Source organism: Paludibacterium yongneupense DSM 18731, from assembly GCF_000422925.1.
In the GTDB taxonomy this organism is placed as follows: Bacteria; Pseudomonadota; Gammaproteobacteria; order Burkholderiales; family Chromobacteriaceae; genus Paludibacterium; species Paludibacterium yongneupense.
In genome coordinates, this window is record NZ_AUGZ01000005.1 from 1 (window position 1) to 22,247 (window position 22,247).

The 22,247-nt window shown below is 63.7% G+C and carries 19 protein-coding genes and 1 tRNA gene; 8 read left to right on the forward strand and 12 right to left on the reverse strand.

From position 1 onward, the window contains the following. Positions 1–2 precede the first annotated feature (2 nt). The 4 genes from G520_RS0102225 to G520_RS0102240 all read left to right on the forward strand — a co-directional run bounded on the left by G520_RS0102225 (position 3) and on the right by G520_RS0102240 (position 5,408). A tRNA-Asp gene (locus tag G520_RS0102225) sits at positions 3–79 on the forward strand. A gap of 81 nt (positions 80–160) precedes the next feature. Next, the gene (locus G520_RS0102230; RefSeq protein WP_028534244.1) at positions 161–1,162 is read left to right on the forward strand and encodes a nucleoid-associated protein; all 1,002 of its coding nucleotides are present in this window, start codon (positions 161–163) and stop codon (positions 1,160–1,162) included. Positions 1,163–1,314: 152 nt separating this feature from the next. Then, positions 1,315–4,428 carry a hybrid sensor histidine kinase/response regulator gene (locus G520_RS21185; protein WP_051228865.1) on the forward strand — a complete coding sequence of 1,038 codons (3,114 nt, stop codon included), beginning with the start codon at positions 1,315–1,317 and terminating at the stop codon, positions 4,426–4,428. Continuing rightward, positions 4,425–5,408, forward strand: a complete 984-nt coding sequence (locus G520_RS0102240) for a response regulator (protein ID WP_028534245.1) — start codon at positions 4,425–4,427, stop codon at positions 5,406–5,408. Before G520_RS21185 ends, G520_RS0102240 begins: the two co-directional genes overlap by 4 nt. A 7-nt stretch (positions 5,409–5,415) precedes the next feature. Here the strand turns inward: G520_RS0102240 and G520_RS0102245 are convergent, their stop codons facing one another. The 3 genes from G520_RS0102245 to pmbA all read right to left on the reverse strand — a co-directional run bounded on the left by G520_RS0102245 (position 5,416) and on the right by pmbA (position 8,594). Then, the gene (locus G520_RS0102245) at positions 5,416–5,907 is read right to left on the reverse strand and encodes a disulfide bond formation protein B (RefSeq protein WP_028534246.1); all 492 of its coding nucleotides are present in this window, start codon (positions 5,905–5,907) and stop codon (positions 5,416–5,418) included. A 50-nt stretch (positions 5,908–5,957) separates the two neighbouring features. After that, positions 5,958–7,097: a patatin-like phospholipase family protein gene (locus tag G520_RS0102250; protein ID WP_028534247.1), complete on the reverse strand. Its 1,140-nt coding sequence runs from the start codon at positions 7,095–7,097 to the stop codon at positions 5,958–5,960. Positions 7,098–7,250: 153 nt separating this feature from the next. Beyond that, a complete protein-coding gene (pmbA, locus tag G520_RS0102255; protein WP_028534248.1) occupies positions 7,251–8,594 on the reverse strand; it encodes a metalloprotease PmbA in 1,344 nt (447 codons plus the stop codon). A gap of 92 nt (positions 8,595–8,686) precedes the next feature. Here pmbA and yjgA point away from each other — a divergent pair, with 92 nt between their 5' ends. From yjgA to trpC, 4 genes are read left to right on the forward strand one after another with little or no spacing between them, the layout of a single operon-like run. After that, the gene (yjgA, locus tag G520_RS0102260; protein ID WP_028534249.1) at positions 8,687–9,226 is read left to right on the forward strand and encodes a ribosome biogenesis factor YjgA; all 540 of its coding nucleotides are present in this window, start codon (positions 8,687–8,689) and stop codon (positions 9,224–9,226) included. Positions 9,227–9,231: 5 nt separating this feature from the next. Beyond that, positions 9,232–9,816: a molybdopterin adenylyltransferase gene (gene mog, locus G520_RS0102265; protein WP_028534250.1), complete on the forward strand. Its 585-nt coding sequence runs from the start codon at positions 9,232–9,234 to the stop codon at positions 9,814–9,816. Next, positions 9,813–10,823 (forward strand): YheT family hydrolase, encoded by a 1,011-nt coding sequence (locus G520_RS21190; RefSeq protein WP_051228867.1) that lies wholly within the window; start codon positions 9,813–9,815, stop codon positions 10,821–10,823. The genes mog and G520_RS21190 overlap by 4 nt, the downstream gene beginning before the upstream one ends. A gap of 39 nt (positions 10,824–10,862) precedes the next feature. Continuing rightward, positions 10,863–11,660: an indole-3-glycerol phosphate synthase TrpC gene (trpC, locus tag G520_RS0102275; protein WP_028534251.1), complete on the forward strand. Its 798-nt coding sequence runs from the start codon at positions 10,863–10,865 to the stop codon at positions 11,658–11,660. On the opposite strand, the gene G520_RS0102280 is transcribed toward trpC, so the two are convergent. From G520_RS0102280 to G520_RS0102320, 9 genes are all read right to left on the reverse strand, one after another. Then, complete coding sequence (locus G520_RS0102280) at positions 11,643–12,344, reverse strand: lipase secretion chaperone (RefSeq protein WP_028534252.1); 702 nt, start codon at positions 12,342–12,344, stop codon at positions 11,643–11,645. The genes trpC and G520_RS0102280 overlap by 18 nt on opposite strands. After that, on the reverse strand, positions 12,341–13,249 hold the full coding sequence (locus G520_RS0102285) for a lipase family alpha/beta hydrolase (protein ID WP_028534253.1): 909 nt from the start codon (positions 13,247–13,249) through the stop codon (positions 12,341–12,343). The genes G520_RS0102280 and G520_RS0102285 overlap by 4 nt, the downstream gene beginning before the upstream one ends. A gap of 107 nt (positions 13,250–13,356) precedes the next feature. Then, a complete protein-coding gene (locus G520_RS0102290; protein WP_028534254.1) occupies positions 13,357–13,533 on the reverse strand; it encodes a rubredoxin in 177 nt (58 codons plus the stop codon). An 11-nt stretch (positions 13,534–13,544) separates the two neighbouring features. Then, a complete protein-coding gene (locus tag G520_RS0102295; protein WP_028534255.1) occupies positions 13,545–14,042 on the reverse strand; it encodes a ferritin family protein in 498 nt (165 codons plus the stop codon). Between the two features lie 138 nt (positions 14,043–14,180). Next, positions 14,181–14,684 carry a cupin domain-containing protein gene (locus tag G520_RS0102300; RefSeq protein ID WP_028534256.1) on the reverse strand — a complete coding sequence of 168 codons (504 nt, stop codon included), beginning with the start codon at positions 14,682–14,684 and terminating at the stop codon, positions 14,181–14,183. Between the two features lie 60 nt (positions 14,685–14,744). Continuing rightward, positions 14,745–16,964: a patatin-like phospholipase family protein gene (locus G520_RS25640; protein ID WP_028534257.1), complete on the reverse strand. Its 2,220-nt coding sequence runs from the start codon at positions 16,962–16,964 to the stop codon at positions 14,745–14,747. A 109-nt stretch (positions 16,965–17,073) separates the two neighbouring features. Then, a complete protein-coding gene (locus G520_RS0102310) occupies positions 17,074–18,276 on the reverse strand; it encodes an acetyl-CoA C-acyltransferase (protein WP_028534258.1) in 1,203 nt (400 codons plus the stop codon). Between the two features lie 49 nt (positions 18,277–18,325). Beyond that, on the reverse strand, positions 18,326–20,701 hold the full coding sequence (locus G520_RS0102315; RefSeq protein ID WP_028534259.1) for a 3-hydroxyacyl-CoA dehydrogenase/enoyl-CoA hydratase family protein: 2,376 nt from the start codon (positions 20,699–20,701) through the stop codon (positions 18,326–18,328). Between the two features lie 111 nt (positions 20,702–20,812). Continuing rightward, a complete protein-coding gene (locus G520_RS0102320) occupies positions 20,813–22,186 on the reverse strand; it encodes an OmpP1/FadL family transporter (RefSeq protein ID WP_028534260.1) in 1,374 nt (457 codons plus the stop codon). Between the last annotated feature and the right edge of the window lie 61 nt (positions 22,187–22,247).

The window sequence follows — 22,247 nt, forward strand, 5'->3', positions numbered from 1 at the left end:
TTGGAGTGGTAGTTCAGTTGGTTAGAATACCGGCCTGTCACGCCGGGGGTCGCGGGTTCGAGTCCCGTCCGCTCCGCCAAATTCGATTGTTCAAACAAACCCGTTTCGTGACGGGTTTTTTTGCGTCCGCCGTCCCTCCCCTCAGTCGGAGACACACCGCATGGATATCACCCAGGCTCGCATCGACCGCTTGATCGTGCACCGCGTCGGCAACAAGGCGCGCGACGAGGCCCTGTTTCTGACCGAGGCCGACAGCGCGCTCGACACCGATGCTGCCGTCATGATTTTGCACGGCTATCTGAAAGGCATCGTGGCCGAACGCCGCAAGTACCGCTTCCGTCACGACTCGGACATCAATCTGAATGAAGTCTTTCATTATTCGCGCCAGTTTTTCGGCGGCCAATGCGATTTCATCGAATTATCGCAGCGCGTCGCCCGCCACCTGTATTCGAAAACCCAGCACCCCAATATCGGGGCCGGCGATTTATTCGTCATTCTGTTTGCCGATCTCGACGGTCCGGGGTCGCGTGCCATCGGCATTTTCAAGTCCGAAGTGCGCGAAGAGTTTCTGACTCTGGATGAGAGCGGCGGCAGCTTCAAGCTCGGGCATGCCTCGGGCATCAACCCGAAAATGATAGACAAGGGCGCCTTGCTGCTGGAAAGCGACAATCTCGTCTACGCGCTGGACCGTGCCGGACGCGAAACCAAGTATTGGCAAGAGGATTTCCTGCAGGCCGAGCGCCTGCCCGATCCCGCCAGCAGCGGGCGCATGATGGCGCAGATACTGGAGTCGCTCGCGCAGGACATCGAAGATCCGCTGTCCCAGCTCAAGTTCAAGGAAAACCTGCGCACCTTATGCGACAGCACGCCCGAATTGTCGACTTCGCAAGTCACGGCGCTGGCCGACGACTATCTGGCGCCGCAGCATATCGCCGCGACGGTCAGCGAGGCCGCCGACCGCTCGGGCTTCGCCCTGGACCGGGAGGCGCGCCTGCCAAGCGAAGGACTGTATAAACGCATAGAGCGCAGTTTGAACAAGAGCACTCTCGGCCATGGCATCAGTTTGCTGTTGCCCTCGCAGTTCAGCCTGCAGCATATTCATTCGCTCGACCAGGGCGAAGACGGCATGGTCCTGACGCTGACGCTGAAGCGGCGCGAGTAAGCCGTTCGCAGACATCCATTTGATTTGACGGCAAATTGGCGCCGTCATTTTTTTTCTGTGCAATATAATAATCAATAAGGATACGCCTGATAAATTAGGTATTACACGCCACCGGCGCGCCCATCGTCAGGCACACGAAAGGCACGGACTTCATGGATCGCACCACCGCTGGCATGCCTTTTCTTGCGACCTACCCCGCCGATCACAAGGGTCGGCGGCTGGCGGCCATTGTGGTTACGATCTCGCTGGCCCTGTTTCTGGCCGCGGTCCCCTTTGCACGCGTGCAACTGCCGGCCGCCCCGGCCTTCATCCTGATCTATCAGTCCGCGCTGATCACCACCGATCTGATCACCGCCATCCTGCTCTTCAGTCAGGCCGGCATACTCAAATCGGGTCCGCTGCGCGTGCTCGCCTGCGGCTACCTCTACACATCCAGCCTCGCCGCCCTGCATGTATTGAGCTTTCCCGGCGTCTTTGCGCAGACGGGACTGATCGGAGGCGGAAAGCAAACCACAGCCTGGCTGTATATGTTCTGGCACGCCGGCTTCCCGCTGTATGTCATGACCTACGCACGCTTGAGAGCGGGCGCGGGGCGCGCACGGATGTGGACGCACTCCTCGCCGCCGCTGGCCGCGGCGACCCTGCTCTTCGCCGCCTCGTTCGCGCTGCTTGCAACGCACAGCGATGCGCTGCTGCCTCCCTTGATGCTTGGCAACCATTATTTCCTCGCCGAGACGATCGCCTCGGCCTGCGTCGTGATCGCCTCGCTGTTCGCCTTGCTCATGCTCGCGCTGCGGCGCGACAAGTCGGTGCTCGACATCTGGCTGATGGTGGTCTGTTCGGCCTGGGCCTTCGACTCGTCCTTGTCTGCGCTGCTCAATGCCGGGCGTTTCGACCTTGGCTTCTACCTGGGGCGCGGCTATGGCATGGTGGCGGCGACCTTCGTTCTACTGATGATCCTGCTGGAAAACAACACACTGTACACGCGCCTGGTGCAGCTACACATAAGCGAACAGCGCAAGACAGAAGAACTCACGCGCGCCCGCGACCAGCAGGCGCTTGCGCGCGATGCCGCCGAAGCATCCAACCGCACCAAGAGCGAGTTCCTGGCCAATATGAGTCACGAGATCCGCACTCCCATGAATGCGGTGCTCGGGCTCGCCTATCTGATCGAGCAGCGCCCCCTCGATGCCGAAAGTCTGAGTCTGGTGCGCAAGATCAGAAACGCCGGCAATCTGCTGCAAGCCATCATCAATGACATTCTGGACTTTTCCAAAATCGAGGCCGGGCGCCTGGAAATCGAGAACGCCCCATTCTGCCTGGCCGATGTCCTGAGTAATCTGGCCACCATCATGGCCAATAATGTCGGCGAAAAGGCGGTCGAACTCGCAATCTCGCCCCCGCCCGAGAACGCGCAGTATTTGATCGGCGACGCACTGCGGCTGGGCCAGGTCTTGATCAACCTGACCAGCAATGCGATCAAGTTCACGGAACGCGGCGCCGTCACCGTGGACGTACAAGAACAGGAGCAAGACGGCCATAGCCTGCTGCGCTTCACGATCAAGGACACGGGAATAGGAATAAGCAAAGAGCAGCAGGCGCATATTTTTTCGGCCTTCACCCAAGCCGACAGTTCGACTACGCGCCGCTTCGGCGGCAGCGGGCTCGGATTGGCCATCAGTCGGCAGCTGGTTGCAGGCATGGGCGGCGAAATCGGGGTCGAAAGCAGCCCGGGGCAAGGCAGCGAGTTCTGGTTCACCGTGAAATTGCAGCGCGCCCCTCCGCCGCGTTACGCTGCGCCACACCTGGTCGGTCTGCGCATACTGATTGCCTCTTCCAGCGCCATGCTGCGCGACAATCTGGCACAGACGGCACGCGCGCTGGGCTGGCACCCCACGACGGTGGATTCCGACCATCTGGCGGTCGATTACGTGCACGACAGTCTCGAACGGCATCATGGCTACGATGTCGTGGTACTCGACTGGCAGATGCCGTGGATGGACGGGCTGGCCGCGGCCCTGGAAATACGCCGCGCCGATCTCCACCATGGCGCCCTGCCGACCACCATCATCTTGTGCAGCGCCTTTGCCCGCGAAGAATTGCTGAGGCGGCCGGGAAGCGAAGCGCTGCACACGATACTGAACAAGCCGGTCACCGGGTCCACCCTGTACGATGCCGTCGCCGCCGCACGGATGGGGACAAACAGCGACCGGTCCAGCGTCAGGCTCCCGCGTCTGCCCGGCATCCGCATCCTGGTCGTGGACGACAGCGAGATCAACCGCGAAGTCGCACAACGCATACTGGAGGGCGAAGGTGCGCAGGTCTCGCTCGCCAGCAACGGCAAAGCCGCCATCGACGGCCTTCTGGCCGCGCCCGGCACGATCGATTTGGTGCTGATGGATGCCCAGATGCCGGTCATGGACGGCTACGAAGCAACGCGCGCCATTCGCCGACATCCGATTCTGGCGGATTTGCCGGTGGTCGCACTGACGGCAGGCGCCTTTCGCGAACAACAGGAGCAGGCGCGCGCGGCAGGCATGGACGATTTTGTCGCCAAACCCTTCTCGGTCGAGCAACTATTGCAAACCATATTGCGCCTGACCGGCCGGGTGCAGCCGGCGGCCAGTGGCGCCCGGCAGTCCCCCGCCCCCGAACAGGTTCCGCCGGCTCCTGGCCTGGCCCTGCCCGGCATCGATCAGGAGCAAGGCCTGCGTGCATGGCGCGACATCGAGGTCTACCACCGCTTCCTGCAAAAATTTGCTGCCGATTACGCGGACAGTGCGCAGACCCTGGATACGCTACAGCAGCAGGGCGATGTCGCCGCCGCCCGCGCACTGGCGCACAAACTCAAGGGGGCCGCCGGCAACCTGGCACTGAACGCGGTGGCGCAAGCCGCGGGAGAACTGGAGCTCGCGTTCGGGCGCGGCGAAGCGACCGAGACACCGTCATGGACACTGGCGGCGGCGCTGGCCGAAGTTTGCGACAGCATCGCCCGACTGTCGGGGCAAGCCGAAGCCCCGCCGCCCCCCGCCGTCACGACGCCACCGCTGGCGAACTTGCTGCGCGACTTGCAAACGGCCCTCGACAGCGACAGCCCGGAGCGGATCGATCCGGCGCTGGCGCCGTTGCATGCCGTTCTTGCCCCCGCTTCGCTGGCAAGCCTCCGCAGCCGCATCGACAATTTCGACTACCGCGGCGCCGAAGCCGTCGTGGCCGCTCTGATCGAAGGTCTCGATCCGGAACACGGAAAGGTAGGGGGAACATGATCCACGGCCCGATACTTCTCGTCGATGATGAACCCAATAATCTGGCGCTATTGCGCCAGATACTCGGCGACCACTATCCGCTCGTCTTTGCCCGCAACGGCATGGATGCGCTGGCGGCAGCGGCCAAGCATCGCCCCGCACTGATATTGCTCGACATCCAGATGCCCGACATGAACGGTTTCGATGTATGTCGCCGCTTGAAGAGCGATCCGCAAACCGAAGCCACACCCGTCATTTTCATCAGCTCGATGGCGGAAGTCGGCGACGAAACAGCTGGATTCGCTGCGGGTTGCGTCGACTATATCGTCAAGCCGGTGTCGCCCGCGCTCGTCCTCGCCCGCGTACGTACCCATTTGTCGCTGGTCAGGGCGACCGAGCTCGAACAGAGCCATCGTGACGCGATTCATATGCTTGGTGTCGCCGGCCACTATAACGACAACGACACAGGCATGCATATCTGGCGCATGGCCGCTTACTCGCGCGCGCTGGCCGAAGCCACGGGCTGGCGCACGGAGGACGCCATTCTACTGGAGCTGGCGGCGCCCATGCACGACACGGGCAAGCTGGGCACACCGGACGCCATATTGCGCAAACCTGGCCCCTTGACGGAGTGCGAGTGGGACGTCATGCGCATGCACTCCCGCATCGGCTACGATATTCTGGCGCAAAGCTCGGCCCCTGTGTTCCGGCTGGCCGCCACCGTCGCGCTCCACCACCACGAAAAATGGAACGGCAGCGGCTACCCGGCAGGGCTCGCCGGGGGGGCGATCCCCGAGTCGGCGCGCATTGTCGCCATCGCCGACGTCTTCGACGCATTGACGATGAAACGGCCTTACAAGGACGCCTGGCCGCTGGAAAAAGTCTGGGACACCATCGCCGCCGGTGCCGGCCTCCACTTCGAACCGCGACTGGTCGAGCACTTCATGGCCATACAGCCGCTCATCCTGGAAATCAAACAGCGCTGGGACCGCCTCGAGTAGCGGCCTCTCAGCGCAGACGGCGCATTTGCAACAGCACAAAGGCGATGACGGCAATGAAGAACATCAACACCCAGAACGGCAGCGCCATGCCGAGAAACGTCCAGTCGACTACCGCGCACTCGCCGCTGCCCTTGAAAACATTGACGACCACATCGTGCAAGGGAAAGGCGCCAAGCATGTATTCGAGCCCCGGGCCGCAGGATGGAACCTGATCGGCCGGCAAACTCTGCAGCCACAGCTGGCGTAAAGACACGCTGCCGCCGGCCAGCGCGGCCAGGACGATCAAGCCGTCCGCCACTTTCGCAGCGCCGCGCGCCGGGTTGAGCAGAGCGGCCAGCAAGGCCAGCAGGCCGACCATGATCACGCCTACGCGTTGAAAGATGCACAGCGGGCACGGCTCCAGACCTTGCACATGCTGCAGATACAAGGCCGCCCCCATCGCACCGGCACACGCGGCCGCAATCAGAAAATAGCCTTGTCGTCGGCTCGGAAATCGCATGTCGCTCCTTTCGTTCAAATCGGGTAAATCTAGTAGAAACCGGTATGCGCTCAAAGTTCCAGGAACGCGCGGATGCGCTCTCCCTGGTCCATCGCATCGCGGAAGCCCAGCGCAATGAGCTCGCGGCAGTAGCCGGGTTCGAACAGCAGATAGCTGGCCAGCGCCGAGCCGCGGCGATTGGTGCCGCCGGCCCCGTGCAGGATAAAGCGCAACACGGGCGGAAACAAGCGGAGATGGCGAAAGGCGATCGACTCCAGCGAGCGGCTGGGGTTCAAGGTCAGAACATCCACTCGCCGCAGATGGCTCTCCCCGACCTCGGCGCGCGCGCGACCGCTCCCGGCGAGGGTTTCGTTGATCCGCTCCAGACGCTCGAGGTCGAGCGCCAGGCTGTCCAGAAAGACACTATTGAGCAAATGGCCGAGCATTTGCGCCGGCGTCGGGTAGCGGTCGGAGAATCGCCTCTCTTCCTTGCTCGTGCGCTGGTTGCCAAGGCCGATGATGAATAGCTTGTCGGCCCCGAGATGCAGCGGCGGCGACAGCGGCGACAATTGGCGCACCGCCCCGTCGCAATAAAAACGCTGCGCCACGTCGACGGCGGGAAACAACAGCGGAATCGCACAGCTGGCCATCAGGTGATCGATGCCGAGCCGGTCGCGCACCCCTTGCCGCAGTTGCCGCGACCAGCCGTCCAGTTCCGGCCGCCCCTGGAAGAACGACACCGACAATCCGGTGCTATAGCAGGACGCGGTCAGGGCGAGAGCGTCGAGGGCTCCGGCTTGCAGCGCGAGGTCAATATCCGCCAGCGCCACCGTGCGTTCGAGAAAATCGCGCAACGGCGCGTTATCGAGCACACTGGGCGGGTTTTTCCACAGTCTGCCGCCGCTGAGCAGCGCCACGCCGAAATGGAGAAACGTCTTGAGAAAATAGGCGGGGCTCGATCGATAAACGTCCGAAATGTGCAACTGGCGCCAGGAGCGGGCCAGATCGACCGTGGCGGCGCGAAAATCACGGGCCCCGGCAGCCAGTCCGGCGGCATTGATGGCGCCGCCCGACGTGCCGCTGATAATGGCAAAGGGATTGCGGTGCGGATCGGGCAGCAGGCGCGCCACGGCAAGCAGTACGCCGACCTGATAGGCGGCGCGCGCCCCGCCTCCGGCCAGCACCAGTCCGATCTTAGTCTCGGCCGCCATGTTTCCTTTCGCGCATTCCGCTCGCTCCCTGCGGCAGCGGGTCCTTGCCGGGCGGGTGCCGGACAGGACCCGTAGCGCAGAGACCCGACGTGGCGGCGGCCCCTCGGCCGCCAGCCTCCAGATGAACAGAACAGCCGGTGCCGGCGAGCGGACTCAGGCCTCGCCCGCAACCATCAGTGCATCCACCCAGACCGAACCGATATGGGTCGCGCCACGGACCTGGGTATCGTTACCGATGGCGACGATACCCTTGAATAGCGCGTTCAGATGGCCGGCGATGGTGATTTCTTCGACCGGGAAGGCTATCTCGCCATTCTCCACCCAGAAACCGGCCGCACCACGCGAATAGTCGCCGGTAACGGTATTGACGCCCTGCCCCATCACCTCGGTCACCAGCAGGCCGCTGCCCATCCCGGCCAGCATCTGGGCGAGCGTATGGCCGGTGGAATGCACCATGAGGTTATGCGCGCCACCGGCGTTGCCGGTGGTCTTCATGCCGAGTTTGCGCGCCGAGTAGCTGCCCAGCATATAGCCGTTGAGCACGCCGGCGTCGACCAGGCGCCGCCCGCGGGTCGCGACGCCCTCGTTGTCGAAGGCGCTGCTGGCCAGCCCGCGCGGCAGGAACGGATCTTCGTCTATCGTTACGATGGGCGAGAAAATCGTCTTGCCGAGCGAATCGAGCAAGAAGCTGCTCTGGCGGTACAGGCTGCCGCCGCTGATGGCCGATACCAGATGGCCGATCAGGGACGAAGCGACATTGGCCTCGAAAATCACGGGATAGCTGCCGGTCTTGATGCGGCGGCCACCGAGGCGGCGCACCGCGCGCTCGCCTGCGATACGCCCCACCGTTTCCGCATCGAGCAGATCATCAGGATGCCGCGCGGCGCTATACCAATAATCGCGCTGCATCGCCGTGCCGTCGTCAGCCACCACCGCCGCCGAAACGCTATGTCGCGAGCTGGCGAATCCGCCGAGGAAACCGTTGCTGTTGCCGTAGATGAATTGACTGGCCTGAGCCGAAACGGTCGCGCCTTCGGAGTTCGAAATGCGCGCATCGACGCCGCGCGCGGCGCGCTCGCAGCGGCAGGCGATCGCGATGGCGTCTTCTACCGACAGGTTCCAGGCGTGATAGAGATCGAGATCCGGGCAATCGCGGGCCAACAATTCGGGTTCGGCCAGGCCCGAACAATCGTCGGGAGCGGTGTAACGCGCGATGTTGACGGCGGCGGCCACGGTGTCCACCAGTGCGGAGTCCGAAAAATCGGACGTGCTTGCATGCCCTTTTTTCTGTCCGAAATAGACAGTGACGCCAATGCCCTTGTCCTGGTTGTATTCGATGGTTTCCACTTGCTCCAGGCGCACGGAAACCGACTGACCCAAGCCTTCCGACACATCGACCTCGCTGGCCGTGGCACCGCTGCTCTTCGCCAGATCCAGCACCCGGGCCGCCAGAGTCTCCAGCGTTGAAACGCTATAACTGAAAGTATTCGCTGACATCGTGCCTCACGCTTTGGTGTTAAACACCCGGACTAATATTCGGGCTTTTCCGGTATCATACCAGCGTTGGAAACGAGATGAGACCGAGAGCAATGACGGATTACACACAAGATAGCCCAGACGACGAAATTATCAGCAAATCGCAACGCAAAAGAGATATGGATTCGCTGCAGGATCTGGGCAAGGAACTGGTCGAACTCCCCAATGACAAACTCAAGCGCATGGAGCTGCCCGAGGATCTGCTGACCGCCCTCCTCGACCATAAGCGTTTCACCTCGCACGGAGCGAAAAAGCGGCAGGAGCAATATATCGGCAAGCTGATGCGCGATGTCGACCCCGAACCTATCAGGCGGCAGGTCGCCGTCATCAAAGGGGATTCGGCCGAACATAATGCCTGGCTGCATCTGGTCGAACGCCTGCGCGAGCGGCTGCTCGCCGACGACGCGGCGCTTGCACCCTTCCTCGTCGACTACCCGGCGACCGACGTGCAGACCCTGCGTACGCAGATTCGCAACGCGCGCAAGGAACAACTGGAGAGCAAGCCCCCGAAGAATTTCCGCCTGCTGTTCCAGACATTGAAAGGCATCATTCCGGAACCCGGCCATTCCGCACCGGAAGAGGAACAGGAGTAAACACCATGTTCAGGATAGGATTGGTTTCGGTTTCGGATCGCGCCACGAGCGGTGTCTATCAGGACCGGGGCATCCCCTCGCTGCTCGCATGGCTGGAAACCGCGCTGGCGTCGCCGTACGAGGTGGAAACCCGCCTGGTACCCGACGAGCAGCCCTTGATCGAAGACGCCTTATGTACGCTGGTCGACACTCTGGCTTGCCATCTGGTACTGACCACGGGGGGCACCGGGCCCGCACTGCGCGACGTGACGCCGGAAGCGACGCTGGCCGTGGCCGACCGCGTCATGCCCGGTTTCGGCGAGCAGATGCGGCAGATCAGCCTGCATTTCGTGCCGACCGCCATTCTGTCGCGCCAGGTCGCGGTCATTCGCAAACAAACCCTCATCGTCAACTTGCCGGGGCAGCCCAAGGCGATCGAAGAGATCCTGCAAGGCATCAAGGATGAGTTCGGTGCCGCGGTGGTACCCGGCATCTTTGCGGCCATCCCCTACTGCATCGACCTGCTGGAAGGCCCGTATGTCGAGACAGTGGAATCGGTGATCAAGTCCTTCCGCCCCAAGTCGGCGCAGCGCCCCCCGCGACCGGCATGAGCTACCGCGCGCCGCCATGGCTGATCGGGGGGCACGCGCAGACCCTCTGGCCGGCTCTGCTGGTTCCGGTGCGCCGCCCCGGCTACCGGCGCGAAGAGTGGGACACGCCGGACGGCGCCCGCATCGCGGTCGATCGTATCGACGGCCGTGCCGACGCACCGCTGGTCGTCCTGTTCCACGGGCTGGAAGGCAGCAGCGACAGCCATTATGCGCGCGCCTTGATGAGCGCGGTCCAGGACCGTGGCTGGAACGGCGCGGTTCCGCATTTTCGCGGCTGCGGCGGCATGGATAATCCCTTGTCGCGCGCCTATCATGCGGGCGATGCCGCCGAAATCGAGTGGATCGTACGACGGCTGGCCGGCGAGCGCGAAGTGCCGCTGCTGGCCGCCGCCGTATCGCTCGGCGGCAGCATGCTGCTCAACTATCTTGCGCAGGCCGGCACGCGCGCCCTCCCGCATGCGGCCGTCGCCGTGTCGACGCCGCTGGACATGATCGCCGCCTCGACCCGACTCAATCGCGGACTCACGCGCATGATCTACACGCGCATGTTCCTCGCCACACTCAAACCCAAGGCACTGCGCCAGCTTGAGCGCCATCCGGGCCTGTTCGACGGCGAACGCATACGCCATGCAAGTACCTTCCGTGAGTTCGACGATCTGTTCACCGCGCCGCTGCACGGTTTTGCCGATGCAATGCAGTACTGGACGCAGACCAGCAGCAAGCAGAGGCTCGGCCATATCGCCCGCCCGACGCTGATCATCAATGCCCGCAACGACCCCTTTCTGCCCGAGCATGCCTTGCCGCGCCAGGATGAGGTCTCGCCGATGGTCGAGCTCGACTTTCCGCCTCACGGCGGCCATGTCGGCTTTGCCACCGGCCCATTCCCCGGCCGCATAGACTGGCTGCCGCGCCGTATCCTCGATTTTTTCGAGCGCCACCTGGCGCCCGACGGCGACGAGACGACGCCCAGAGCGCCCCACAGCGGCGAAGGTTGTCAAAGAGGATAGAGTTCTGCATGATTGTTCATTTGAAGCGCGAGCGCGAGCATGTCCGACATCCTTAACGCCATCCTGGCCACCAAGCGCGACGAAGTCGCTGCGCAACTGAGCAAGCGCTCGCTGTCATCCATACGCGGCGATGCGGAAGACCGCCATGGAGACCGCCGCGACTTTGCCGCCTCCATCCGGGCGCGCCATGCGCAAGGTCTGGCAGGCGTCATCGCCGAAGTGAAAAAAGCGAGTCCGAGCAAGGGCGTCATCCGCCCCGACTTCGATCCCGCCGCCATTGCGGAAAGTTACGCCGAACACGGCGCCGCCTGCCTGTCGGTACTGACCGACCGCAACTATTTCCAGGGCGATGCCAGCTTCCTGCAGGCCGCGCGCGCCGCCTGCCCGCTGCCCGTCCTGCGCAAGGACTTCATGGTCGACGCCTATCAGATCTATGAAGCGCGCGCACTCGGCGCCGACTGCATTCTGCTGATCGTGGCAGCGCTCGACGATGCGCGTCTTCGCGACTTCGCCGACTTGTCGCGCGAACTGGGCATGGCCACCCTGGTCGAAGTGCACGACGCGGCCGAACTCGATCGCGCGCTGCCGCTGGACTGCGAACTCATAGGCATCAACAACCGCAATTTGCGCACCTTCGAGGTCAATCTTTCCACGACGCTCACGCTGGCGCAGCGCCTTTCGGACGACCGCCTCATCGTCACCGAGAGCGGCATCGCCAGTCGCGACGATGTGCGCCTGATGCAAAGCCAGGGCATCAACACTTTCCTGATAGGCGAGACCTTCATGCGCGACCCGGTGCCCGGCGCCGCACTCGAACGCTTATTCGCTCCCGTCTGAGCGTTCCGCGCCCAGACGCAGGCGCTCGCGCGCAGAGAAGTGCTGCTGCGCCCAGGCCTCTGCCTGCCCGGGAGCCACGGACAACAGGCGATGATAGCGCTCGACCCGTTGCCGCCAGTTCGCGCGTTGGACATCCAGTTCGAACAGGCGCTGAGCGGCAGCGGACCCAAGCTGTGCCACGCGCAGCCGCCGGATTCCTTCGGCATCGGCTCCGCGTCGGCGCGCGAACGCCTCGGCCTCCGGCAACTCCACCGCCAGCAAAGGTTCGTGGCGCGCACGGCGCAGATCGTCGGGCAATGACGCTTCCAGCGCCTGCAGCCGACTCCTGTACTGTCCGTCGGGCAAGCCGCGGTCGCGCAGCGCGAGGCGCGCCGCCGTAAACGCGTCGTAGCGGTCGTCGCGGCTGAACAGCTCCGCACATTCCTCGACCGAAAAAAACACGCGTCTCAATGCATACCGTCGCTGCACGGCCCCCGCCACCGTCGCGCCTTCGAGCCGTGTCGCTGCCAGCGTCTGGCGATAAGCGCGATAGCGCTGGAGCAGTTCGCGCGAAACCGGCTCGGGCGGGGCGCCGCCGGCCAGCGCAATATCGAGCGACGCGTGTCCTGCGCCAGCGGCCGCTAGTGCGGGACACGCATGTGCGACTCCGGCAATGAAGCAGGCGACCAGAAGCCCGACCCTCATAGCCCGGCCTGCTGCAAACGGTTGGCATGCATGAGGTACAGCGCCACCGGGTCGATTTCGGATGGCGAGACCAGACCGAACATCTGGTTGACCTCGTTGGCGTGGTTCATGCGGTAGTCATCCCGGATGACTTCGCCCAGATGGGATGCGCAGCGCCCAACCAGCCCATCCGAGTCGTCGCTGCCAAAGGCCGCGGACGCCAGCCACAACAAGGGCAGATCGATGGGATCCAGCGGATTGGTCGCGATCTGGCTGCCGCTCCAGGAGTAGTAGCGGACGCCGTCGACCAGATAGTCGCCTTCGCCGCACGGCGTCGCAGGCAGGGCCTGAGGGAAAAGACGATTGAAGCGCGCGGCGCCGGCGCTCGTCATATCGGCCAGCGCCGCACGCCCCCGGGCCGTCTGCAGGGGTGAACCGAAAAACAGGTTTCCGAGTCCGAACAGCGTTCGACCGGAAAACGCCGCCAGCCGCGTCAACCAGGACGAGGCAGACGGGCCCGTAAGCAAGTCGGCGACTGCCGAGCCTTTATTGACGCCGCCGACCGAGGTTACCGAGGCGACGAGATCCGGACGCACCGCCGCCACATAGCGCGCGGTAGGCGCGCCCTGGCTGTGGCCGATCAGATTGACCTTGTCCGCCCCGCTGATCGCGATGATTTCCTCGACCTGGGCGAGCAGCTGCTCGCCCCTGATCTCGCTGGTATTGACCGGGTCGACACGCGCGACGTAGACCGTCGCGCCCTCGCGTCGCAAGGCGGCGGGAACCCCATAGAAATAATCGACGCCCAGTTCGCGATCGAATCCGAACAGCCCGTGCACCAGCACGATGGGGTAACGGGTCTCGGTATAGCCGCGCGCGTAAAGCGGCGGCGACGACAAAACTAGCACACACAGCAGCCAACGCATGCGCAACTCCGCCGGATTGATCTGCCGTCAACTTACCCCAACCACCATGCGCTGCAACTGTCCGCATGGGCAGCCGGGCGGCGGCCCGCAGCGCGGGCCCGCTATCTTCAGGCGAGCGCCACCATCTCGAAATCGCTTTTCGATATTCCGCAGTCCGGACAGCACCAGTCGTCGGGAATATCTTCCCACAGGGTTCCCGGCGGTATGCCCTCATCCGGCAAGCCCGATGCTTCGTCGTAGGTAAAACCGCACATGATGCAACGCCATTTCTGGAAATAAACCATGGTCCCGCCCTTTACTTGTCCGTCGTCGAGTTGGTGGCCGCCAGGGCGGCGCGGTAATGCTCGCAATGGCGCCGTTCGACGCCGGTCAGCGCAGCGAAGCGTTTGGCGGCAAGAGCGAGCAGCTTGCGGAAGTCTTCGGAGCGAGTGTCGGATTCATCCTGCCGGCTGTCCGTCCCGGCGGCGGCAAGGGCTTCGCCCTCGGCCAGCGCGGCGTCGCGAAACGAGGGGTACATCGTGCTGTACTCATGCGCCTCGCCCTCGATCGCCATTTCCAGTACATGCTGCGGCGTCAGCTGCGAACGCGGATAGAGCAGCTCGACATGCGCAAGCGCATGCTTGAGTTCCTGTTTGGCCGTTTCCTCAAACAGGCGGGCGGTTTCTTCGTCGCCCTGCTCGCGACAGAGGGTGGCGAAATGCAGGTATTTGACGTGGCTGGCCGCTTCGTCGGCAAACGCAGCGCCAAGGTTGGCCAGCGTGGGCGAGTCGCTGTGATGGGGATGCAGCGTCATGGCAATCTCCGGGTAGATTTGGAATGATTGGAACCGGGTCAGGCGTGCGCCGATCCGGTTTAATTTTTCTATATACTTCCCGTACATGATATCGCCAGACTATATTCGCATCAAGCCCAGGCCAGCGGCTCAAGCCGCTCAGGGTTCGCCTTCCCAATAGTCCAGATCGTCGGCCTGACGCTGCACGCGTCGAAACCCCACCCCCGTATCGTCGGTCGCCTTGGCCAGAAACTTGCCCGAATCCGGGTACACGACGATGTCGGGAAGCTCGGTGGTAGCGACCGACAGGTACTTGAGCGGCGAATCGGAGGTATTGATGATCTGGTGCGGATAGGCGGCGCCCGGGGGGATGAAAACCACATCGCCGCTCTTGAGCGGCAGCATCTCACCGGCAACGCGCAAGCTGCCGCTGCCGGCAAGGACGACGAATAGTTCTTCCTGGGCGTAATGATAATGATACGGGCAGGAGCGCATGCCGGGAGCGACGATATCAATCGACGCGCCAAGCTTGCCTGCCGCCGTTCCCGGCGCGAGACGCGCGCTCAACGCATCATAGAGCGGAGGCCGCTGCTCGCGCTCCAGCACCACGTCGTCGATATTCCGTATGAGCTTGCCGGCAAGCTCGCTTGCAGTCTGTTGCATGATGACTCCCGTCGCGATCGGCGCATTCCCGCGAAAAAACCGCGCAGGCCGCCTCTCGCCTCAATAATCCACACCGAGGAACATATAGCCGGTCAGCGTACCGCCGCGCGCGTTGCCCAGCCCGACGAACAACGGCCCGATCAAGGTATCGGCGCCGACGAAAACCGAGCCGCCGAGCAGCCATGGGCTGTTGCCGCGAGTGAGCCCGCGATCCCATACCTTGCCGCTTTCCAGCGAACCGCCGACATAGAGGCCGCTGCCGAGCGCGGAAGGTAGCGAGGCCGCCCGCCAGTAAGTCATCAAGCGTCCGAGCGCTACGCGCGAACCATACAACTCATTTTGCTGGTAACCGGACAAATTGAGAAAACCGCCAAGGAACTGCGGGTAGAAATCATGCCCGCTCCCCAAACCGTTCAGATTGCCATTCATCTTGACGGTCATGCGCACGCTCACGTCCTGGAAGGTCGTCACCTTGTCGGCGGTCAAGGCATAGTAGCGGGTATCTATCCCGCTACCCAGCGACGGCTCTGCAACATTGACCGCACTATTGAACAGATAGCCGCTGCGCGGCCAGCGCGGGTTGTCGAACTGGTCGACCACCAGCCGCCAGCGCATGCCGCGCTCGTTGATGTCCTCGCGCGGGACGGGATCGGTGGGCAGCGGCGTGCCGAGCGTATTCTGCGGGACATAATGCGACCAGTACGGTCCGGCGCGCATCTCGCCATATTTGCCGAGCGCGAGCCCGGCGTCGACGCCGGCCGACGTCCCATCCATCGTGACTTGCGCGTATTTCTTGTGGGCGGCGTCGAACAGCGGCCAGTTCTGCTCCTGATAACCGCCATAGGCCGCGACAAAGAAGGGGCTGGTGGCCGACATGGGCTGATAGAACTCGCTATGCAGCAAACGGGTGCCGCCGACCTCGATGTCATTGCGCCAGGATGCGCCGGCCGAGTTGATCCATGTCCGCAGGTGCGAAGCCATGAAGGTATAGTTCGACTCGCCCGGCGTACTGCTGTTCAGGCTGAGGCCGAAGCGCAGATAGTTGGGGCCGACCGACCGCTCGACCGGGTAGACTTCGAGCACATTGCGCCCGTCCTTGGGAGCGATGGAATACGTGAGGCTGTCGAAATCGCCCTGATCGAACACTTCATCCAGTTGTCGACGCGCGTCGTCCAGACTGATGCCGCGGGCGTCGCCCAGCAACTGTTCGAGAGCCGTCTTGTCGACGTACTTCGTCGGCGCCGCCACCCGGACCACATCGATATGCGGCTCGGCCGGCGCGACCAGCGCCGCCTTCCAGGCCGCATAGGCCTCCGGGGACAGCGACAGCGTGGCCAGCTGCGCCTTGAGCGGGGCCACGGCCGCTGCCCCGCGCTCGATGATGGCCTGATTGTCGGCGAAGGACGATGTCGAAAAGCCGTTCAGATCGGGGCGGATCAGGATATCGTCGCTGCCGAGCAGCGCCAGTTGCTCGCGCACATTGCGCGCGATGATCAGATTGCTGCTTTGCTCCAGCACGTCGAGCCAGGAGCGGATTTCATCCTTTTTCAGCAGTGGAGTGCCCACATCGACCACGATGACGCGATCGGCACAGCGTCCCTTGATGTCTTCGATCGGCAGATTGCGCGCAAGGCCGCCGTCGACGAGCAAGCGCTTATCGTCCTGCACCAGGTCGAACAGCCCGGGAACCGCCATGCTCGCGCGCAGCGCGGTGGCCAGCGATCCGTGATCGAAGACGACGGCATCCCCGTTGGACAGGTCGGTCGCAATCGCGCGAAACGGAATCGGCAAGTGATCGAATGAGTCGATACTGCGCTCATGCGTGAGTTTGCGGATGTATAGATCGATCAGTTGGGCGTTGATCGCGCTGAGCGGCAAACGCAACTCGCCATCGCGCGCTCCGACCGTGAAATCGAACAGGTTGCGATAATCTTCGCGCTTGCGGTTATACGGCACGCTGCTGCGAGGCGGGCGCCCCGACAACATGAGATCCCAGTCCGCCTCGCGAAACTCGCGCTGCATCGTATCCAGAGACTCGCCGTTGGCGTAAATCCCCCCGATCAGCGCACCCGCGCTGGTTCCGGCGATGCAGGATATCGGAATGCGGAGTTTCTCCAGTTCGCGCAGCACGCCCAGGTGGGCGAAGCCGCGTGCACCGCCCCCGCCAAGAACCAGACCGATGCGCGGCACGGGAGCACGCGGGCTGTCGCCGGCGAGAGCCGGCGTCGCGACCGCAAAGGCGCACAGCGCCAGGATAAGTATCTTTCTCGTCAGCCCCATGCTTCCGGCCCGCCACCAGAAAAGTGACGATTCTGACATCATCCATCGACAAAGGACAGCCCACCCTCGCCCCGGGTGGCCACCGCTCGCGGCCGCCCGGGGGCGCAGGCTAGAGTATTTCCAGAATACCGGCAGCGCCCATGCCGGTGCCGATGCACATGGTCACCATGCCGTAGCCCTTCTGCCCGCGGTTGCGCATGCCATGCACGAGGGTCGCGGTGCGGATCGCACCGGTCGCGCCCAGCGGATGGCCGAGCGCAATCGCACCGCCATTCGGATTCACCCGCGCCGGATCCAGTTCGAGATCGCGCATCACGGCCAGCGCCTGCGCGGCGAACGCTTCGTTCAACTCTATCCAGCCGAGATCGCCGAGGGCGATGCCTGCTTGCGCGCACGCCAGCGGCATCGCCACTTTGGGGCCTATGCCCATGATTTCGGGCGCAACGCCCTTGACGGCGAACGTCACATAGCGCGCGAGCGGCGTCAGCGCGAACTGCCTGAGGATGCGTTCCGACACCAGAACAACGGCCCCCGCTCCATCCGACATCTGCGAGCTGTTGCCGGCGGTGACAGAGCCTTTGGCATCGAATACCGTCTTCAGACGCGACAGGCCATCGAGCGTGGTGTCGCGGCGCGGGCCTTCGTCGGTGGTCAGCGTCCTGCGCTGCACCTGCACTTCGCCACGCTCGAGGTCGGGTCGACGGTATTCCACCTCCAGCGGCGCAATTTCACCGGTGAAGGCGCCTGACTCGATCGCCGCCAGCGCGCGCCGGTGCGATTCGAGAGCGAACGCATCCTGATCCTCGCGCGACACGCTCCATTGCTGCGCGACTTTTTCCGCAGTCAGACCCATGCCGTAAGCGATGCCGTAGTTCTCGTCTCCGGCGAAAATGGCCGGGTTGAGCGAGACTTTATTGCCCATCATCGGCACCATGGACATCGATTCCGAGCCGCCTGCGATCACGATGTCGGCCTCGCCCAGACGGATGCGGTCGGCCGCGATCTGCACCGCATTGATGCCGGAAGAGCAGTAGCGGTTGATGGTGATGCCCCCGACCGTGTCAGGCAGGCCGGCCAGCATTGCGCCGATGCGCGCCATGTTCAGGCCCTGCTGCGCTTCGGGAAAGGCGCAGCCGACCACGACATCGGAAATCTCCGCCGGGTCGAGCCCCGGCACCTGGGCGAGCGCGCGGCGGATCACATGCGCGAGCATGTCATCGGGACGAACGTGCCGCATCATCCCGCGCGGGGCCTTGCCGACCGGGGTGCGGGTCGCGGCTACGATATAAGCGTCTTGTACTTGCTTGACCATTTTCAGTCTCCTGCTCCGCGCGTTACGGCGCGAAAGAATGTGGCGCCGTTCAGTTGCGCAGCGGTTTGCCGGTCGTCAGCATATTGGCGATACGGTCCTGGGTCTTGCCGGTCTGCAACAGCTGCATGAACGCTTTGCGTTCCAGGTCGAGTATCCACTGCTCGTCGACCTCGGTTCCCTCGTCCACATCGCCGCCGGTCATCACCTCCGCGATCAGCGAGGCGATGGTGAAGTCGTGCTGGCTGATGAACTTGCCCTCCAGCATATTGACCAGTTGCCCCTTGATGGTGGCGGCGCCGCTGCGGCCCGCAACCGGGAACCGCTGCACGCGCAATGGCGCGCGGTAGCCGGACTCGGCCAGCGCGAGCGCTTGTGCCCTTGCCACGTGCAGCAGTTCGAAGGCATTGAATATCACGGTGTCGCTCGCGCGCAGGAAACCGATTTCCCGTGCCTCGAGTGCGCTCGTGCCGACCTTGGCGGCCGCGATGGCCATGAAGCTGTCCTTCAGCGCCGCCAGCACGTCGCCCTGGGCCGCCCGCGCCGCACGCAGGGCGAATTCCTTGCAGCCGCCACCGGCCGGCAGCAGGCCGACGCCGACTTCGACCAGGCCGACATAGGATTCGAGCGCCGCAACCACATGATCGCAATGCATCGCGAACTCGCAGCCGCCGCCGAAGGCATACCCCTGGATCGCCGCCACGGTGGGTACCTGACTGTAGCGCAAGCGCATGGCGGTATCCTGGAAGCGGCGAACGGCGCTGGAAATCGACTCCCAGTCGCCACCGAGGAAGGCCGGCAGCATCGACTGCAGGTCCGCTCCCACCGAGAACGGTTCTTCGGTCTGCCAGATCACGAGCGCCTTGAAACGGGCTTCGGCCAGATCGAGCGCCCTGTTCAGGCCTTCGATCACATCGGGGCCGATCGCATGCGCCTTGCTCTTGAAGGAAACGACCAGCACCTCGTCGCCACTGGTGAACGCGCGCACCCCTTCGTTCTCGAACACGGTCTCGCCGAGCGCCTCGACGCGCTCGCCGATGACGCGCGCCGGCGCCGGCTGGCGCCGGTAGACGTCGAGCGAAGAGCGCTGCGCGAGCGTCCCGTTGGCCGCATCGTAGGAGCCGCTGGCGAAATGCACGCCGGCGCGATCGCTCTCCAGCGCCCAGGCAGGGAGTCCGACCGCCGCCAGCGACTCTCCGGCAGCGATATCGGCGGCAACCCATTGCGCCACGTCTTGCCAGCCTGCCGCCTGCCAGCTTTCGAACGGTCCGACCGACCAGCCGAAGCCCCAGCGGATGGCGAGATCGACATCGCGCGCGCAGTGGGCAATATCGGCCAGATGGAAGGCGGTGTAATGGAATACATCGCGCGACAGCGCCCACAGGAAGCGAGCCTGCGGATGGGCGGACTCGCGCAAGGCCTTGAAACGCGCGGCGGGATCGGCCATTTTGAGGATGTCCTTGACCGCATCGTCCGCCTTCTCGCCGGCGCCGACATAGTCGCCGCTGACCGGATCGAGCACCCGCATCTGGCGCCCCTCCTTCTTGTAGATGCCGGCGCCGCTCTTGGCTCCGAGCGCGCCCGCCGCGAGCAGGCGCTCTAGCCATTCAGGAGTCTGGAACAGGCCATGCCAGGGATCGTCGGGCAAGGTGTCCCGCATGGTCTTCACCACATGGGCGAAAGTGTCGAGGCCGACCACGTCGGCGGTGCGGAAGGTGGCCGACTTGGGGCGGCCGATGCGGGGCCCCGTCAAATCGTCGACCACGTCGAAGCGCAGACCGTACTTGGCCGCGTTGGCCACCGTCGCCAGCATGGAGAACACGCCGATGCGGTTGGCGACAAAGTTGGGGGTGTCGCGTGCGCGGATCACGCCCTTGCCCAGGGTGGTGACCAGGAAGGTCTCGAGCAGGTCCAGCATGGCCGGGTCGCTGCCCGTGGCGGGGATCAGCTCGACCAGATGCATGTAGCGCGGCGGGTTGAAGAAATGCACGCCGCAGAAACGCGGCAGCAGCGCGGCGGGCAGAGCGGCGGCCAGCGCATTGATGGACAGACCCGAGGTATTGCTGGCAAACAGGCAATGTTCGCCCAGATGGGGGGCCACATTCCGGTACAGATCCGTTTTCCAGTCCATGCGCTCGGCGATGGCTTCGATCACCAGATCGCAGTCCTTGAGCAGATGCAGGTGTTCTTCATAGTTGGCCGGCCGGATATGCTCGACGACACCGGCGCAGGCCAGCGGCGAGGGCTTGAGCTTTCTCAGCCCGTCGATCGCTTTCTGTGCGATCGCGCTCTTGTCGCTCCCGTCCGACGCCAGGTCGAACAGCACGGTCGGCACACGGGCATTCGCCAGATGCGCGGCGATCTGCGCTCCCATCACGCCGGCGCCGAGCACGGCCGCCTTGCGTACGATGAATTTGGTTTGTGACATGGTTTCCTCGTTCTCTTGTGTATGCACACTCATCGGGGTGGCGGCGCCGTCCGCGGGGGTCTCCCGCTCCGGCGCCGCCCACGGCTCTTGCGGCCGCTACGCGTTCATGCTTCAGAAACGATAGTTGTAAGCCAGGCCCACCAATTGCAGGTGGGTCTTGTACGAGCCTCTGGTGGTTTCGCCGTTGCCGGTACAGTTGCTCGAAACAGGGGTGCAGTTGTCGCTGTAGTTCACCGTCGCGTTCTTGAAGAAGACATAGCTGTAGGCCACGTCGATCGAAGACTGCCTGGTGAACTTGTAGTTAGCGCCGAAAGACAGCCAGTAGCGGTCGCTGTCCGGCAAGGCCGGATGGCGCAGGCTGTCGCTAGGCACCGGCGACTGCTCATAGGCCACGCCGCTGCGCAACAGCAGCTTGTCGTTGTATTTGTAGTTGGCGCCCAAGGCGAACATGAAGGTGTTCTTCCATTTCTGGTCCACCGTCATATCGCCTTCGCTGGTACCCGGAAAGCGGACGTCGATCGTATTCATGTCCGAGTGGCCGGTCCAGGTCACGTCGGCCATCACCGCCCACTTGCTGTTCAGATCGTGATAGAAACTGGCCGACGCCGACTCTGGCGTCTCGACCGTCAGCGAGGCGTTCGATGTCTTGTGGGTGGCCGCCGCCTTCACCCCGGCGACCACCGCTGCGCTGGAGCTCACGTTGGAGTAGTCCCAGGTCGCGTTGCCGTCCAGCCGCTGGATCACCTTGGAGCGATAGGACAGGCCGAAGCGCGTGTGCTCGTCCAGCGAATACATATAGCCGAGGTTGTAACCGAAGCCCCAGCCGCTGGCAGACATATCGACCTGCCCGTCGCCGGTAATGAAACTGGCCAGGCCGCTGCCGGCCAGAATCAGACCCGATTTCACATCGACCGCCTTGGTCAGGTCGGCCTTCATGTATTGCGCCGACACGCCGAAGCCGAAGCTGTGGTGTTCGTCGAGCTTGTACGAGATGGACGGGTTGAAGTTGATCGTCTGCAGGTTCACGCTCTCCAGCGCGTAGCGGCCGGCCCAGGTGGTGCCGTAGTTGAGCTTGGCGCCGTAGGGCACGAAGATGCCGAGCCCTACGTGAATCTTGTCGTCGATCTGATGCGAATAATAGAGATTCGGGGCCACCACGGCCGACGGCGCGAAGGAGCCGCCGTTGCCGCCGCTGGTCGTCGTCCCGACCACGGTGGTGGAGCCGTTGTTGGTGAAACTGGAGCTCGGAATGACCAGCGTGCTGCCGACGGTGATCTGATCGCCGTCGAGGAAGGTCATCCCGGCCGGGTTGTAATAGAGGGTAGAGGCGTCGGCGGCTTCGGCGGCGTTGGCGTGGGCCGTGCCCTGTGCCGACACGCTCTGCGAGCCGAAATTGTAGCCGGATGCGAGGGCCGCAGGCGCGCCGCAGACGCCAAGCGCGCCGCCGATGGTCATGACAGACAGGCTGATGTGCTTCAGTTTCATGGTACCCCTCCAACATATCGTTTTATGTGTTAACCACGGTAAACCGGCGTTAAACGCCCGT

Coding starts and splice junctions, on each gene's coding strand:
- G520_RS0102230 (WP_028534244.1), top strand. CDS start 161: ATGGATATCACCCAGGCTCGCATCGACCGCTTGATCGTGCACCGCGTC.
- G520_RS21185 (WP_051228865.1), top strand. CDS start 1,315: ATGGATCGCACCACCGCTGGCATGCCTTTTCTTGCGACCTACCCCGCC.
- G520_RS0102240 (WP_028534245.1), top strand. CDS start 4,425: ATGATCCACGGCCCGATACTTCTCGTCGATGATGAACCCAATAATCTG.
- G520_RS0102245 (WP_028534246.1), bottom strand. CDS start 5,907: ATGCGATTTCCGAGCCGACGACAAGGCTATTTTCTGATTGCGGCCGCG.
- G520_RS0102250 (WP_028534247.1), bottom strand. CDS start 7,097: ATGGCGGCCGAGACTAAGATCGGACTGGTGCTGGCCGGAGGCGGGGCG.
- pmbA (WP_028534248.1), bottom strand. CDS start 8,594: ATGTCAGCGAATACTTTCAGTTATAGCGTTTCAACGCTGGAGACTCTG.
- yjgA (WP_028534249.1), top strand. CDS start 8,687: ATGACGGATTACACACAAGATAGCCCAGACGACGAAATTATCAGCAAA.
- mog (WP_028534250.1), top strand. CDS start 9,232: ATGTTCAGGATAGGATTGGTTTCGGTTTCGGATCGCGCCACGAGCGGT.
- G520_RS21190 (WP_051228867.1), top strand. CDS start 9,813: ATGAGCTACCGCGCGCCGCCATGGCTGATCGGGGGGCACGCGCAGACC.
- trpC (WP_028534251.1), top strand. CDS start 10,863: ATGTCCGACATCCTTAACGCCATCCTGGCCACCAAGCGCGACGAAGTC.
- G520_RS0102280 (WP_028534252.1), bottom strand. CDS start 12,344: ATGAGGGTCGGGCTTCTGGTCGCCTGCTTCATTGCCGGAGTCGCACAT.
- G520_RS0102285 (WP_028534253.1), bottom strand. CDS start 13,249: ATGCGTTGGCTGCTGTGTGTGCTAGTTTTGTCGTCGCCGCCGCTTTAC.
- G520_RS0102290 (WP_028534254.1), bottom strand. CDS start 13,533: ATGGTTTATTTCCAGAAATGGCGTTGCATCATGTGCGGTTTTACCTAC.
- G520_RS0102295 (WP_028534255.1), bottom strand. CDS start 14,042: ATGACGCTGCATCCCCATCACAGCGACTCGCCCACGCTGGCCAACCTT.
- G520_RS0102300 (WP_028534256.1), bottom strand. CDS start 14,684: ATGCAACAGACTGCAAGCGAGCTTGCCGGCAAGCTCATACGGAATATC.
- G520_RS25640 (WP_028534257.1), bottom strand. CDS start 16,964: ATGGGGCTGACGAGAAAGATACTTATCCTGGCGCTGTGCGCCTTTGCG.
- G520_RS0102310 (WP_028534258.1), bottom strand. CDS start 18,276: ATGGTCAAGCAAGTACAAGACGCTTATATCGTAGCCGCGACCCGCACC.
- G520_RS0102315 (WP_028534259.1), bottom strand. CDS start 20,701: ATGTCACAAACCAAATTCATCGTACGCAAGGCGGCCGTGCTCGGCGCC.
- G520_RS0102320 (WP_028534260.1), bottom strand. CDS start 22,186: ATGAAACTGAAGCACATCAGCCTGTCTGTCATGACCATCGGCGGCGCG.